The sequence below is a fragment of the Streptomyces sp. NPDC085944 genome (assembly GCF_040686295.1).
Lineage (GTDB): Bacteria > Actinomycetota > Actinomycetes > Streptomycetales > Streptomycetaceae > Streptomyces > Streptomyces salinarius.
The window spans coordinates 157,313-170,178 of sequence record NZ_JBFBJX010000011.1 but is presented as its reverse complement, the minus strand read 5'-3'; the positions used below and the strand labels follow the sequence as shown (position 1 = coordinate 170,178).

Below are 12,866 nucleotides of genomic sequence, written 5' to 3'. Positions count from 1 at the left end.
TCGTGCATCGATCCTCAAGCGCTTCAGGACAACGCTGCGACCACTTCCCTGTGCAGCCGAGGCGGCCGAAACGCGCTACCCGTGTCTGGGGCCAAGTGAAGCGTTTTCCCTGACACATAGGCATGATTTGATTTCGAGGGGCAGAATTTTGGCCGTTCCTCTACTAGTATGCCTAGTCTTCCAGCAAACTAGGTTGGGCTGTCCATGAGGAGGAGACCGCCGTGGCTACGCGTAAGCGTTCGAAGCGATCTGGAATCCAGAGTATTGCAATCGAGGGTTATAAGTCGCTTCGAAGCCGCATGGAAATCGCTACCCCTCCTCTCACAGTTATTGCGGGCGTTAATAGTTCTGGGAAGTCCAGCATTATGCAACCGCTACTTCTGCTGAAGCAAACAGTGGATGCCGCTTATGATCCCGGCCCCTTGCAGCTCGATGGGCCTAACGTCAGTATCACGTCTGTTGATCAGATCCTCTCTCGAGGCGCTTCTGCTGCAAGTAGAGTAGCAAGTTTTTCAGTGGAGCTTTGCGTTAATGACTATCGAACGAAAGTCAAATTTAGCCGCGACGCAAACGGCAACTTGCGCGTAGCGGAATATACCTCCACTTTCATGATGGGACAGGAAGAGCCAGTTACATTGCGGGAGGGGATGACGGATGCGACTCTACGAAAAGCCTTCGCCTCGGTCCTCAAAACGGATGAGTTTCCGGCAAGTATTCTAAAGCGTAAAGGGAATAAGATTTCGGTAGTTCGTGAGAGATTCGCTTTGCATGTAGGGGTAACTCTTGATCAGAGCTCTAATCCCGTTACGCTCCCTCTCGGTATCGGCGGGATTGATCTTTCATCTGAAGCGTCCAAGGTAATTCATCTCCCCGCCTTGCGTGGTAATCCCAAACGCACTTACCGGACAGCCGCTATCGAAGGGCGCTATCCGGGCACCTTTGATACTTACACGGCCGGTATCATCTCCTATTGGCAGAATAACCGGCGGGTAGAGAAGCTGAATCAGCTGAAAAAGGATATCGAAGAGCTTGGCCTCACGTGGAAAGTGGAGGCGCGTCAGGTGGACGACACACAAGTCGAACTCTTGGTTGGGCGGCTGCCCCATGCTCGACAAGGTGGTGCCAGAGATCTGGTCAATATCGCGGATGTCGGGTTTGGCGTCTCCCAGACGCTTCCTGTTGTGGTGGCCCTCTTGGCTGCCGACTCTGAACAAACCGTCTACCTGGAACAGCCGGAAATTCACTTGCACCCCCGAGCTCAGCTGCATTTCGCTCGGTTGGTTGGGCGTGCGCTACAAAGGGGCGTTCGGGTAATCATCGAAACTCACAGCTCGCTTCTGATTAGAGCGATTCAGACGATGATTGCGCGAGACGAGTTGGATCCTGAAGATGTTGCGCTTCATTGGTTCACCAGAAGCTACATTACGGGTGAAACTGAGATTTCAACGGCAGAACTCTCCAGTGACGGGGCTTTCGGGGATTGGCCCGAAGATTTCGACGACGTGTATCTCGGTTCTGAAGCCGCTTATCTTGATGCGGCGATGCAGAAGGTGGCTGACCTGTGAACCACATGCAGCGGACCATCGTCGTCGATGCCTCAATTGCTCGATCCTCTGGAACGTCTGAGCATCCAATATCTAAGGCATGCCGAGATTTCCTGCAGGAGATCTATTCTGTAGGGCATAAAGTTGCGTATAACGGCGTTCTTTTGGCTGAGTGGCGAAAGCATCAATCTGGCTACGCACTTAGGTGGTTTGCGATGATGCAAAGCAAGAGAAGGGTTGCCTCTGTTGCGTGTCCAGTCGTGGATGAGAAATACCTGGAAGGGTTGATTGATAAATCCTCCCTACTGAATAGTAAGGAGCGCGCGGCTGCCCATAAGGACGCGCACCTAGTCTGTTGTGCTTGGGCTTCGGATGGGCTGGTTAGCTCGCTCGATGACACCGTTCGAAATATTTTCACCTCCATATCATCGGATTGTCGTCGCGTGGGGAGTATTGTTTGGGTGAATCCCGCCAAAGCGGAAGAGGGTGCAACCGTATGGGTTAAATCGGGAGCACGCATCGAGGAAGCGCGAAAATTGAAAAACAGGACAGGGTGAAGAGGGTGCGTCACTGATTGGTCAGAATGCTGAGCTGTGAGGTCGGTGGAGCGGCTTTGGGCTGGAGCTGCTTTGGGGCGAGTGATCATGGCCCCGTAAGCTTCCGGCGCGTCGGGCAGTCTGTGGACCTGCCCGTTAAAGCACGACGTTGGGGCCATGATCTTGGAGGCTCGCCCCAAAGTGGCTGCCTAAAGCCGTGGAGCCGACCGCCCCAGCCACAGAGGGTGTCTCCCATTTCATGCCCGCAGCCGCCGAGCGCGCCGCCGGGCGCGGCCAGCCGGGGCGAAGACAGGAGGCGGGCCGCGCCGTAGAGGCGGCGCGCGCCCGCGCCGTGCGCGGGCCTTGATGAAGTAGGGAAAGTCTTATCCCACTGGGATGAGGTGCTTGCCGTCGTGGCTTCGCACGTGGGGACCAGCACCGTCTAGGGCGTCCAAGAGCCTGATCGCGTAGACCTCGGCCATGCGCTGGCTGACCTCGTCGGGCGTGAGCCACGAGACAGCCGTCGACTCGCTGGACGTGCGCTCGACCCCGCCGGACGGCTTGCACCGGAAGACCAGGGCCACGATGCCTCGGGTGGTGTTCTTGTAGACGCCGGTGAGCTCGTCGACCTCGACGTGGATGCCTGTCTCTTCCCAGACCTCGCGGGCTACGCCCGCCTCCGGGGTCTCGTCCAGTTCGAGCACACCGCCGGGGAGCTCCCAGGCGCCGTTGTCGGCTCGGCGGATCGCCAGGAGGCGCCCGTCTTCGCGCACCACCACTCCCGCAACGGATACGGAGTGCAGCGGCGGCGACGTGGCTTCCTGTGGTTGACTCATGTACAGGAGCATAGGAGGCAGAGAAGGACTATGGGAACCACGGCAGAAGGGGGCAGGTCGGGGCCTCGATACGTGCAGATCGCGGACGAGATCGTGCAGCAGATCCGGGCTGGTGTCCTCAAGCCCGGCGACATGGTGCCAAGTGAATCGGAGCTCGTCGATCGCTACGGCGTGTCCGGCGGCACGATCCGCAAGGCCATGGTTGAGGTACGAGCGAGCGGACTCGTCGAGACCCGGCACGGCAAGGGCTCGATCGTGAAGGACCGGCCGCCGGTGCGGCACCGCTCCTCCGACCGCTTCCGGCGCTCGATCCGCCAGGGCGGCAAGGCCGCGTACCTCGCGGAATCCGCGCAGTCCGGCGCCATGGCCAAGGTGAGCGTCCTCTACATCGGCCCGATGGAGGCCCCCGCGGATGCCGCTCAGCGACTGGGCGTCCCCGCCGGCACTCAGGTGCTCGCCCGGCGGCGCCTCTACTTCCGTAACGGCACCCCGGTCGAGACCGCCTCCTCCTACCTCCCGTGGGACGTCGTCAAGGACATCCCCGAGCTGTTCGCCGAGAACCCCGGCGGCGGTGGCATCTACGCCCGACTCGAAGACCACGGGCACGAGTTCGCCGAGTTCGTCGAGACGCTGCAAGCACGGCCGGCCTCTAAGGCGGAAGCCACCGAACTGGCTCTCAGCCCAGGCGCCCCGGTCGTTCACCTGATCCGGGAAGCCCGCACCACGGCCGGGCTCGTCGTCGAGGTCTGCGACACCCTCATGGCCGCTGACCAGTTCGTTTTCGAGTACCGGATCCCAGCAGCCGACTGACGACCGCTCAACTCCTCACAGCCCGTCACGAGTTCTCTGTCGCGGCGGGTTGACTCATGTATAGGAGTGATGCACTCTTCTTCATGTCACTCATATACATGAGTGACGGAGTCCAGCCTCTATAGAGGAGTGATCCGCTGTGCGTCAGATCCCCGTCGACACCTCCGCCGCGACCGTGATGGTCGCCAAGACTCCGGAGCCGAAGGTGAAGGACCGCCGGACCGGTGAGCTGGCCGTCGACGCCGAGACCGGTGCCAAGCTCATGACCGTGAACGTGATGTTCGCGGCCAACGACGAAGTCGAGATTCTGTCCGTGACCGTCCCGGAGACCGGTATCTCCGGTGAGCTGGCCATGGGTACCCCGGTCGCGCTGACGGGTCTGATCGCCCGGCCGTGGGAGAACGAGTTCAACGGCCAGAAGCGCCACGGCATCGCGTTCCGGGCGGTCGCTGTCACGTCGCTGGCCGCTGCGGGCTCGAAGGCTGCCTGATCATGACGTGGTTCATGGTCGCTGTGGTTGTGGTCGTCGCTGCTGCGGGTCTCCTGCGGTGGCGGCGCCCCGCCTGGTACTGGCTCACCTTCGGGGCCCTGGTCGCGACGGTGCGGGTCCTGGTCCGCTACGCCTCGGTCATGGAAGCGTGCGGGCTGACGGTCCCGCCCTCACGCTGGCGGCTGGCTCTGGCCCGGATGGCGAATCGGCCGGCGCCTGAGTCCCGGCCGCCGCGCATCTTGCGGTTACGGTTCACCCGTACCGGCCTGGTCCTGCGGCTCAAGCTCCGGCCGGGACAGGATGCCTTCGACGTGGCTGCCGCTACCGACCGGCTCCGCCACTCCTTCGGCGTTTACGGCGTCACCTCCCGCGAGCTGCGCTCGGGCGTGGTCGAGGTGCGGATGACCGGCTACGACGTCCTCCAGCGGGTGCAGATGCCCGCCATGGCCGAGACGCGGCCGATGCGCATCCCTGTGGCGCTGCGGGAGGACGGTGCGGTGCACTACCGCGACTACCGTGCCGTCCCGCACGGTCTGACCCTGGGGGCCACGGAGTCCGGGAAGTCCGTCTACCAGCGCAATCTGGTCGCCGGGCTCGCTCCGCACCATGTTGCCCTGGTCGGCATCGACTGCAAGCAAGGCGTGGAACTGTTCCCGCTGGCCCGCCGGTTCTCCGCGCTCGCCGACAACCCCGACACCGCCCTCGATCTCCTCGAAGCGCTCGTCGGACACATGGAGGACGTCTACCAGCTCATCCGGGCCGAGCAGCGCATCAGCGTCGCCGTGCCGGATGCGGAGATCGCCGCCGATATCTGGGACCTGCGCGAGGATCTGCGGCCGGTGCCGGTCGTGGTCCTGGTCGACGAGGTCGCCGAACTCGCCCTCTTCGCGAGCAAGGAGGAGGAGAAGCGCCGCGACCGCATCATCACTGCCTTGGTCCGTCTCGCTCAGCTCGGCCGTGCCGCCGGCATCTACCTCGAAATCTGCGGGCAGCGCTTCGGCTCCGAACTCGGCAAGGGCATCACCATGCTCCGTGCCCAGCTCACCGGCCGCACCGCCCACCGCGTCAACGACGAAACGTCCGCGAACATGGCGTTCGGTGACGTGTCACCCGATGCCGTCCTGGCCGCAATCCAGATCCCGACCGATACCCCCGGCGTCGCCGTCACGGGTGACTCGACCGGTGGCTGGGCCCGTATCCGCGCCCCGCACACCACGCTGCGCGAGGCCGTAAATACCTGCAACAAGCACGCCGATCGCACCCCCGACGTGCCCGCGCTGGCTGCCTTCCGGCCCGCCCTCGCTCCGCTGCCCAAGGCCCGGGTGCCGCTGTCCAAGACAGCCCCCGCCACCGCCTGACCCTCCCCGCATTCACGGTCGGCGCGACCGCCCTTCGCGCCAGGTCCCTACCCCTCCCATGCCTGAAGACAGGAAGGAGCTGTGATGGCCCGCCCCGCTCTCCGCATCGACGCCGTGCTCGTCCAGGCCGTCATCGCCGGGGCACTGTCCTTCGCCCACCTCCACGACCTGGCCGCCGCTGCCGGACAGGACGGCTGGAAGGCCTGGGCCTACCCCGTCTCGGTGGACCTGCTCCTGGTCGCCGCGTGGCGACGGCTGCGCGTCGATGGGCCGTCCCGGCTGGCCTGGTGCTGGTTCGTCATCGCCCTGGTCGCCTCGCTCGGCGCCAACGTCGCCACCGCCGGACTCCTCGACCTGAACAACGTCCCGGCCTGGCTGCGCATCCTCGTCGCCGCCTGGCCTGCCCTGGCCTTCATGGGCGGCACCCTCCTCGCCCACACCGCCGCCCACCACGAGCCGGAAGCGCCGGCACCCACCCAACCGGCGCCCGAACCCCCGGCGTTCACGGACGATCACGACCTCGTGCGCGTGGACGACACCGAGGAAACCCCGGAACTCCCTGCGCCCGAACCCGAGCAGGCCCCGGCTCCGCCCGCGGTTCCCGCTCCGACGGTCCCGGCCGCGCTGGTCGACCACGCCCGCAAGGTCGCCGCCGACCACGAACACCGCACCGGCCACCCCATCGACACCGACACCCTCCGCACCCGCCTCGGCGTCCCGCCCCAACTCGCCGACGCCATCGCCGCCCAGCTCGCCTGACCCGAAAGGAGAACGACGCCTCATGCCTGCCCGCGACCACTTCCACTCCGTGATGCGGATCGGCCCGGTGCAGATCGGCACCCACCGCGACCGCCACGGCCGCACCAAGCACGCCGCCGTGTGCACCAACGACCGCTGCGGCTGGTCCGCCGACTACACCGCCCAGTCCGCTGCCCAGCTCGCCGCCCGCACCCACCGCTGCAAGGTCAGCTAGGAGGCCACCCGTGGACGTCCCGCTCTGGTTCGCCCTGCTCTGCGTCGGAGTCCTCGGCGTCAAGCTCATCCGCCCGCCCTGGTGGCTCATCGCCGTACTCCTCCTCGGCGGCTACCTCCTCGCCGACAGCGTCCTGGCCCCGGTCATCGACACCGCCGTCAAGTAAGGAGATCCGTCCATGTTCCGGCCCAAGCACCCGACCATGCCCCAGCCCACCGGCACGGTCACCCCGCCCGCCGTCGTCGAGCCGACGGCCATCACGCCCGGCACCCCGGCCCCGCCGCCGGCCCCCACGGCCCCGGCTCCTCCGTCGCGCCCGGTCGTCCAGCTCACCCCGGGCACCGCGCTCGCCCTCGTCGGCGGCGGCACCGCCGTCGTCCTGGTCGTCGGCGCCGTCCTGGTCTCCATGCTCCTCGCGGTCACCGTCACCGCCGCCTCGCTGGCCATCTGCGCCCTGGTCATCCGCTCACTCGTCAACGCCCAGCATCGCCGCTGAACGGACCACCGGGGCGACGCACAAGCCGCCAAGCACGCCACCGCCGCCGGGCTGACCGTCCCGCCAAACCAACCGCCATCGCCAAAGGGAGAACACCGTGGACCCGCAGACAGCCGCGACCCTCCTGCCGTTACTCGGCTGGGCCCTGCACGGAGGCGTCCTCACCCGCCGCCTCGCCTCCGCCCGCCGCGACCCCCTCACCGGCCTTCACACCCGCGCCGGATGGACCGCCCGCGCCGAACACTGCATCCGCCGCCACCCCCGCGCGGCCGTGCTCCTGGTCGACCTCGACCACTTCAAGACCCTCAACGACACCCACGGCCACGCCGCCGGAGACGCCGCCCTCACCGCCACCGCCCACCGGCTGAGCAGCTGGTGCGGACGCCATGGAACCGCCGGCCGACTCGGCGGAGACGAATTCGTCGCCGTCATCCGCGACCTGGACGCCGTCGACCTCGACGCCCTCACCACCGCACTCCACCAGCCCACGAACTACGAGGGCTCGGCCCTGCCGCTGGCCGCCTCGGTCGGTGTCTGCCGCCTCGTCGAGCTGCCGGTGCCCGCACTCACCGATGCCCTCGCCGCCGCCGACGCGGCCATGTACGCCGCCAAGGGCCGCAGCCGCCGGGGCTCGCACACCGCTCGCTGACCGGCCACCGGGTGGCGCACAAGCCGCCAAGCACGCCGCCACCCGGGGCCGTCCTTTCCAACCGCAATCGAAAGGAACCACCATCATGGCCCACCACACCCCGCCCCCGCCGAGGATCTGCCCGGCCTGCGACGGCTTCGCCTCCGTCCACATCACCACCGGCGGCCGCAACGCCCGCGGCCACCTCCGCACCATCACCGCCCACTGCCCGACCTGCCACGGCACCGGCACCACCACCCGCCCCACGCGGGAGGGCGCCCGTGCCTGACACCCTGCTCGACCCGACCACCCTCGGCGACCTGCTGAGGGTGGCTTCGGCCCCTGACTACGCCCGCTGGGAAGACCAAATCCGCCGCACCGGCGGCTGCGCCAACCCCATCCACCTCACCGGCTGGACCCTCCACAAGGACAAGACCACCGGCGAGACCCTGCACCACTACTCGACCGAGAACGAGCCAGGCGGGCGGCTCCGGGTGGCCTGCGGCAACCGCCGCGCCTCCCGCTGCCCCTCCTGCGCCTGGACTTACGCGGGCGACACTTACCACCTCATCCGCGCGGGCCTGGCCGGAGACGACCGCCGCGACATTCCCGCCTCGGTCCGGGACCACCCGCGCGTGTTCGCCACTCTCACCGCCCCCTCTTTCGGTCCGGTCCATAACCGACCCGACCGAGGCACCTGCCGCTGCGGCACACACCATGCCCCGGACGCGCCGGAGCTGGGCACCGCTCTCGACCCGACCACGTACGACTACGCGGGCGCCGTGCTCTTCAACAACCACGCCGGACAGCTCTGGCAGCGCTTCACCACACGACTGCGCCGCGAGATCGCCGTCCGCGCCGGCCTTTCCCGCCGGGAGCTCCCCGACCACCTTCGAGTGTCTTACGGCAAGGTGGCCGAGTTCCAGAAGCGTGGTGCCCTGCACTTCCATGCTGTGATCAGGCTCGACGGTCCGGATGGGCCCGACACCGCGCCACCGGCCTGGGCGACCGTCGACCTCCTCACCGATGCGACCCGCGCTGCCGCCGCCCACTCCTACACCTCCGTCTCCGTCCCGGCCGCCGAGGACCAACCGGCCCGTACCTTCCGCTGGGGCACCCAACTCGACGTCCGGCCCGTGAAGGCGTTCGGGGACGGCTCCGACATCACCGAACAGGCCGTCGCCTCCTACGTCGCCAAGTACGCCACCAAAGCTGCCGAGACCACCGGCACCCTCGACCGCCGCATCGGCGAACTCGCCGAACTCGACCGGCACGACGTCCCCGACCACACCCGCCGCCTGGTCGAAGCCTGCAAGGTGCTCGACCCTCTGTACCCCGAACGCCGTCTGTGGGCCTGGGCGCACATGCTCGGCTTCCGCGGCCACTTCTCCTCCAAGTCGCGCCGCTACTCGACCACCCTCGGCGCCCTCCGCCAGGCACGCGCCGACTACCGCGCCGCGCAGGAACACGCCGCCCTCGCCCTGGACGACCGCGAACCGGACACCGTCCTTGTCCTCGCCGACTGGCAGTACGCCGGCCACGGCCACACCCCCGGCGAATCCGTCCTCGCCGCGTCCATCGCCCGGGACCTCCAGCTCAACCGCGAGACAGCTCGCGAGGCCCTACGCGACCAACTCGTCCAGGAAGGAGTCGCAGCATGACCACCGTTACTCCAGAGCTGCTGACCGTGCCGGAAGTCATGGCGCGACTGAAGGTCGGACGCAGCAAGGTTTACGACCTCATCCGCACCCGTCGGCTTGCCTCCATCAAGATCGATGGGGCGCGTCGAGTACCCGCCGATGCCGTACGCGACTTCATCCAGGGCCAGTTGGGAGAGGTCGGATGAGTAAGCGACGTAGCCGGGGTGACGGCGGCCTGCACTGGGACGAGAAGAGACAGCGTTGGATCGCCACGGCGAACCTCGGCTTCGATCCGAGCGGTAAGCGGATCGTCAAGCGGGGGAGTGGCAAGACCAAGACGGAAGCCAAGAACAAGCTCAAAGAGGTTCTGCGCGACCACGAAGACGGTCTCGCGATGGCACCCACGGGGTACACCGTCGCCGACGCGGTGAATGACTGGCTTGCGTATGGTCTTGCGGGCCGTGATCAGCGCACCGTCGAGAACTGCACCAACCTGAGCCGGAAGCACGTCATACCGGGGCTGGGTGCCCGGAAGCTGCGTGACCTAAGCGCAGAGGACGTCGACCGTTGGCTGGCCGTCAAGGCTCGGACTCTGAGCACGCGCAGCCTTCAGGCGGTCCACTCGTGCCTGAACCGGGCGGTCAAGCGGGCCATGGCGCGGGACAAGGTGAAGCGCAACGTGGTGGAGCTGTGCTCCGTGCCCCAGGGCCAGCCTGGCCGGCCGTCCAAGGCGCTCAGCTTCGCCCAGGCCGAGGCGGTGCTGAAGGCTGCCGAGGGCACCTCGATGCACGCCTATATCGTCGTTGCCCTGCTGACCGGTGCGCGTACCGAGGAGCTACGGGCGCTGACCTGGGACCACGTCTTCCTCAAGGGAAAACCGGACGCCGACCCGCCGCAGCCTCCGCACATCGCCGTCTGGCGCTCGGTCCGGCGCGGTGGGGACACGAAGACCCGGAAGTCCCGGCGCACCCTCGCCCTGCCGGCGCGCTGCGTGGAAGTCCTCTGGCAGCACTTCGAGGATCAGGGCTGGGATCGTCTCGCCGCTGGTGACAAGTGGGAGGAGCACGGGCTCGTCTTCTCGTCGGCCCTGGGCAAGCTGCTCGATGCCACGAACGTCCGCCGCGCCTTCCGCCAGGCGCTCAAGGATGCCGAGGGCATCAACGCTGACGAGTGGACCCCTCGGGAGCTCCGGCACAGCTTCGTGTCCCTGCTCTCCGACCGTGGCGTCCCGCTGGAGGAGATCTCCCGCCTGGTCGGCCACTCCGGCACGGCCGTCACAGAGGAGGTCTACCGGAAGCAGATCCGACCCGTGATCCAGACCGGCGCCGTGGTCATGGACGGCATCTTCAAGCGCGCTCCAGAACGGTAGTCACGCAGATAGACACGCACACGAAACAGGTGAGGCACCTACTGAAATCAGTAGGTGCCTCACCTGGTGTTTCTCTGTCGGGGTGGCGGGATTTGAACCCACGACCTCTTCGTCCCGAACGAAGCGCGCTACCAAGCTGCGCCACACCCCGATTGTCGCTGCTCGTCGCGGCGACGTCGTTTACTTTAGCCCACCGGTGGCCGGAGACGAAATCCGGTTTAGCGTGGGCGGCGGAACGGGCTCGGGCGGGCGTGGTCCAGGGCCACCAGGAGGACGGCCAGGGCGTACAGGGCGAGGCCCACGAGGAGGGCGTTGCCGAGGACCCCCTTGTAACCGTGCTGGTCGACGTCGAGGAAGGGGTAGAGATAGCGGTCCTGGGAGCCGGACGGGAGCAGCGCGCCGCGGGTCAGGGCGAAGGCCAGGTAGGCCAGGGGGTACAGGAGCCACGCGGGGGCCTGGCGCAGGTGCAGGTGGCCGGGGGCGGTGAAGAGGAGCCAGTCCAGGGCCGCGGCCAGCGGTACCGCCGTGTGGAGGATGTGGGTCGCGGCGGCCTGCCAGGTCGGGTCGGCCGCGTCCGGCGTCGTGAACAGGGGCGACGCGCCTTCCGGGAGCAGGTGGTGGACCAGGCCCGCGGCGGCGACGTAGAAGAGGGCCGCTCCGGTGAGGGCGCCCGGCAGGGGATGGTGGGCGGACCAGGCGCACCGGGCGGAGGCGAGCATGACCAGGGCCAGCAGGATGCCGCTCTGGACGGTGAAGTGGCTCAGGGGCGTCGTGGGCGGGCCGCCGGCGGTGAGGAGTGTGATCGTCACGCCGGTCAGGGCCAGCAGGGCGATCGCGCCGCGGTAGGCGGCCACCAGGCGGCGGCGGGCCGGGATCAGTACGGCGCGGGCCGGTACGACGGTGGGCGGCAGGACGACGTGACCCGGGATCGGGGGGAGGTCCGGGATGTCCCTGGGTATCGGGGCTGTCATGACCTCAACGTAGACAGACCGGACATAGCGGGCCATGTGGGTGCGCCGTGTGGGTTACCCTCCCCTGGCAGCCGCCCGTCCCCGGTCCCCGTCCTCGGTCCCCGGTCCCCGTCCCCGGTCCCCGTCCCCGGCCTCCCCGCCCTCCCAGGACCGTTCAGTCGTCCCGGCCCACCAGTGTCAGCAGGGTCGCCTCCGGTGGGCAGGCGAAGCGGAACGGGGTGTAGCGGTTCGCGCCGCAGCCCGCCGAGACGTGGAGGTAGGAGGTGCGGCCGCCGGACGTGTGCGTGGACAGGCCCTTCACGCGGTCCGTGTCCAGGTCGCAGTTGGTGACCAGGGCGCCGTAGAAGGGGATGCACAGCTGGCCGCCGTGGGTGTGGCCGGCGACGATCAGGGGGTAGCCGTCCGCCGCGTAGGCGTCCAGGACGCGCAGGTACGGGGCGTGGACGACGCCCATCGAGAAGTCGGCCGTGCCGGAGGGACCGCCGGCCACCTCCGTGTACCGGTCCCGCTTGATGTGCGGGTCGTCCAGTCCCGTCAGCTCGACCGACACGCCCTCGATCTTGAGCGTGCCGCGGGTGTTCGTGAGGTTCTGCCAGCCCGCGGCGTCGAAGCCGTTACGCAGGTCCTCCCACGGGTTGTGGACGGCGCCCACGACCGGCGGGTTGCCGTTCAGTCCGTGGCGGCCCTGGACCTTCTCGAGCAGGTACCGGGCGGGGTTGCGGGGCCGGGGGCCGTAGTAGTCGTTGGAGCCGAAGACGTAGGCGCCCGGGAACTCCATCAGGGGGCCCAGGGCGTCCAGCACCTCGGGGACGCCCTCCGGGTCGGACAGGTTGTCGCCGGTGTTGAGTACGAAGTCGGGGCGCAGCCCGGCCAGCGAGCGCAGCCAGCGCTGCTTCCCCCGCTGACCGCCGACCATGTGGATGTCGGAGACCTGGAGTACGCGCAGGGGGCGCATGCCGGACGGGAGGACGGGGACCGTCACCCGCCGGAGGCGGAAGGAGCGGGGCTCGATCCCTGCCGCGTAGATCAGACCGGCGGCGCCAACCGCCGTGATTCCCAGGGGTACTCCGTATCGCGCGCGCATACGTCCATCGTGTCAGAAGCGGTGGGCAACCGACGGACGGGCGTACGTGGCCCAGGGTGCGCGGGCGCACTTCGCCGGGGGCGTGCAAATCGGCGGGCGCCGGTCCCCGCTTACCTGCGACAATCAGGTCC

The 12,866-nt window shown here is 67.5% G+C and carries 17 protein-coding genes and 1 tRNA gene; 14 read left to right on the top strand and 4 right to left on the bottom strand.

Annotated elements, in window-relative coordinates:
• Positions 1-221 precede the first annotated feature (221 nt).
• Positions 222-1,565: an AAA family ATPase gene (locus AB0P07_RS22730; RefSeq protein ID WP_365553190.1), complete on the top strand. Its 1,344-nt coding sequence runs from the start codon at positions 222-224 to the stop codon at positions 1,563-1,565.
• Positions 1,562-2,101, top strand: coding sequence for a hypothetical protein (locus AB0P07_RS22725; RefSeq protein ID WP_365553188.1), 540 nt, complete (start codon positions 1,562-1,564; stop codon positions 2,099-2,101). The genes AB0P07_RS22730 and AB0P07_RS22725 overlap by 4 nt, the downstream gene beginning before the upstream one ends.
• Before the next feature lie 362 nt (positions 2,102-2,463).
• Here the strand turns inward: AB0P07_RS22725 and AB0P07_RS22720 are convergent, their stop codons facing one another.
• The gene (locus tag AB0P07_RS22720; protein WP_365553186.1) at positions 2,464-2,928 is read right to left on the bottom strand and encodes an NUDIX domain-containing protein; all 465 of its coding nucleotides are present in this window, start codon (positions 2,926-2,928) and stop codon (positions 2,464-2,466) included.
• Between the two features lie 18 nt (positions 2,929-2,946).
• Between AB0P07_RS22720 and AB0P07_RS22715 the strand changes: the two genes are divergently transcribed.
• The 12 genes from AB0P07_RS22715 (at position 2,947) to AB0P07_RS22660 (ending at position 10,680) form a co-directional block, all read left to right on the top strand.
• Positions 2,947-3,726: a GntR family transcriptional regulator gene (locus AB0P07_RS22715; protein ID WP_365553184.1), complete on the top strand. Its 780-nt coding sequence runs from the start codon at positions 2,947-2,949 to the stop codon at positions 3,724-3,726.
• A gap of 139 nt (positions 3,727-3,865) precedes the next feature.
• Positions 3,866-4,216 carry a hypothetical protein gene (locus AB0P07_RS22710; protein WP_107476561.1) on the top strand — a complete coding sequence of 117 codons (351 nt, stop codon included), beginning with the start codon at positions 3,866-3,868 and terminating at the stop codon, positions 4,214-4,216.
• 2 nt (positions 4,217-4,218) lie between these two features.
• Positions 4,219-5,574, top strand: coding sequence for an FtsK/SpoIIIE domain-containing protein (locus AB0P07_RS22705; RefSeq protein ID WP_365553183.1), 1,356 nt, complete (start codon positions 4,219-4,221; stop codon positions 5,572-5,574).
• 84 nt (positions 5,575-5,658) lie between these two features.
• Positions 5,659-6,333 carry a DUF2637 domain-containing protein gene (locus AB0P07_RS22700; protein ID WP_365553181.1) on the top strand — a complete coding sequence of 225 codons (675 nt, stop codon included), beginning with the start codon at positions 5,659-5,661 and terminating at the stop codon, positions 6,331-6,333.
• 22 nt (positions 6,334-6,355) lie between these two features.
• The gene (locus AB0P07_RS22695) at positions 6,356-6,547 is read left to right on the top strand and encodes a mobile element transfer protein (RefSeq protein WP_053134673.1); all 192 of its coding nucleotides are present in this window, start codon (positions 6,356-6,358) and stop codon (positions 6,545-6,547) included.
• Between the two features lie 10 nt (positions 6,548-6,557).
• Positions 6,558-6,713 (top strand): hypothetical protein, encoded by a 156-nt coding sequence (locus tag AB0P07_RS22690; protein ID WP_109202813.1) that lies wholly within the window; start codon positions 6,558-6,560, stop codon positions 6,711-6,713.
• A 12-nt stretch (positions 6,714-6,725) separates the two neighbouring features.
• The gene (locus tag AB0P07_RS22685) at positions 6,726-7,043 is read left to right on the top strand and encodes a SpdD-like protein (protein ID WP_109202812.1); all 318 of its coding nucleotides are present in this window, start codon (positions 6,726-6,728) and stop codon (positions 7,041-7,043) included.
• A gap of 97 nt (positions 7,044-7,140) precedes the next feature.
• Entirely contained in the window at positions 7,141-7,692 is a 552-nt protein-coding gene (locus AB0P07_RS22680) for a GGDEF domain-containing protein (RefSeq protein ID WP_365553178.1), read from the top strand.
• 85 nt (positions 7,693-7,777) lie between these two features.
• Positions 7,778-7,960 (top strand): hypothetical protein, encoded by a 183-nt coding sequence (locus tag AB0P07_RS22675; protein ID WP_365553176.1) that lies wholly within the window; start codon positions 7,778-7,780, stop codon positions 7,958-7,960.
• Positions 7,953-9,332 carry a replication initiator protein RepSA gene (gene repSA, locus AB0P07_RS22670; protein ID WP_365553174.1) on the top strand — a complete coding sequence of 460 codons (1,380 nt, stop codon included), beginning with the start codon at positions 7,953-7,955 and terminating at the stop codon, positions 9,330-9,332. Before AB0P07_RS22675 ends, repSA begins: the two co-directional genes overlap by 8 nt.
• Positions 9,329-9,517, top strand: a complete 189-nt coding sequence (locus tag AB0P07_RS22665) for a helix-turn-helix domain-containing protein (protein ID WP_212730761.1) — start codon at positions 9,329-9,331, stop codon at positions 9,515-9,517. The genes repSA and AB0P07_RS22665 overlap by 4 nt, the downstream gene beginning before the upstream one ends.
• The gene (locus AB0P07_RS22660; protein ID WP_365553172.1) at positions 9,514-10,680 is read left to right on the top strand and encodes a site-specific integrase; all 1,167 of its coding nucleotides are present in this window, start codon (positions 9,514-9,516) and stop codon (positions 10,678-10,680) included. The genes AB0P07_RS22665 and AB0P07_RS22660 overlap by 4 nt, the downstream gene beginning before the upstream one ends.
• Positions 10,681-10,757: 77 nt before the next feature.
• Here the strand turns inward: AB0P07_RS22660 and AB0P07_RS22655 are convergent.
• From AB0P07_RS22655 to AB0P07_RS22645, 3 genes are all read right to left on the bottom strand, one after another.
• Positions 10,758-10,831: transfer RNA gene (locus AB0P07_RS22655), tRNA-Pro, on the bottom strand.
• Between the two features lie 67 nt (positions 10,832-10,898).
• Positions 10,899-11,651, bottom strand: a complete 753-nt coding sequence (locus tag AB0P07_RS22650) for a Pr6Pr family membrane protein (RefSeq protein WP_365553170.1) — start codon at positions 11,649-11,651, stop codon at positions 10,899-10,901.
• A 154-nt stretch (positions 11,652-11,805) separates the two neighbouring features.
• Positions 11,806-12,735, bottom strand: coding sequence for a metallophosphoesterase (locus AB0P07_RS22645; protein ID WP_365553168.1), 930 nt, complete (start codon positions 12,733-12,735; stop codon positions 11,806-11,808).
• Positions 12,736-12,866 lie beyond the last annotated feature (131 nt).

Bases quoted from the DNA above. Each gene is read 5' to 3' on its own strand.
- AB0P07_RS22720 (WP_365553186.1), bottom strand. From the start codon at position 2,928: ATGCTCCTGTACATGAGTCAACCACAGGAAGCCACGTCGCCGCCGCTG.
- AB0P07_RS22715 (WP_365553184.1), top strand. From the start codon at position 2,947: ATGGGAACCACGGCAGAAGGGGGCAGGTCGGGGCCTCGATACGTGCAG.
- AB0P07_RS22705 (WP_365553183.1), top strand. From the start codon at position 4,219: ATGACGTGGTTCATGGTCGCTGTGGTTGTGGTCGTCGCTGCTGCGGGT.
- AB0P07_RS22700 (WP_365553181.1), top strand. From the start codon at position 5,659: ATGGCCCGCCCCGCTCTCCGCATCGACGCCGTGCTCGTCCAGGCCGTC.
- AB0P07_RS22695 (WP_053134673.1), top strand. From the start codon at position 6,356: ATGCCTGCCCGCGACCACTTCCACTCCGTGATGCGGATCGGCCCGGTG.
- AB0P07_RS22685 (WP_109202812.1), top strand. From the start codon at position 6,726: ATGTTCCGGCCCAAGCACCCGACCATGCCCCAGCCCACCGGCACGGTC.
- AB0P07_RS22675 (WP_365553176.1), top strand. From the start codon at position 7,778: ATGGCCCACCACACCCCGCCCCCGCCGAGGATCTGCCCGGCCTGCGAC.
- AB0P07_RS22665 (WP_212730761.1), top strand. From the start codon at position 9,329: ATGACCACCGTTACTCCAGAGCTGCTGACCGTGCCGGAAGTCATGGCG.
- AB0P07_RS22660 (WP_365553172.1), top strand. From the start codon at position 9,514: ATGAGTAAGCGACGTAGCCGGGGTGACGGCGGCCTGCACTGGGACGAG.
- AB0P07_RS22650 (WP_365553170.1), bottom strand. From the start codon at position 11,651: ATGACAGCCCCGATACCCAGGGACATCCCGGACCTCCCCCCGATCCCG.
- AB0P07_RS22645 (WP_365553168.1), bottom strand. From the start codon at position 12,735: ATGCGCGCGCGATACGGAGTACCCCTGGGAATCACGGCGGTTGGCGCC.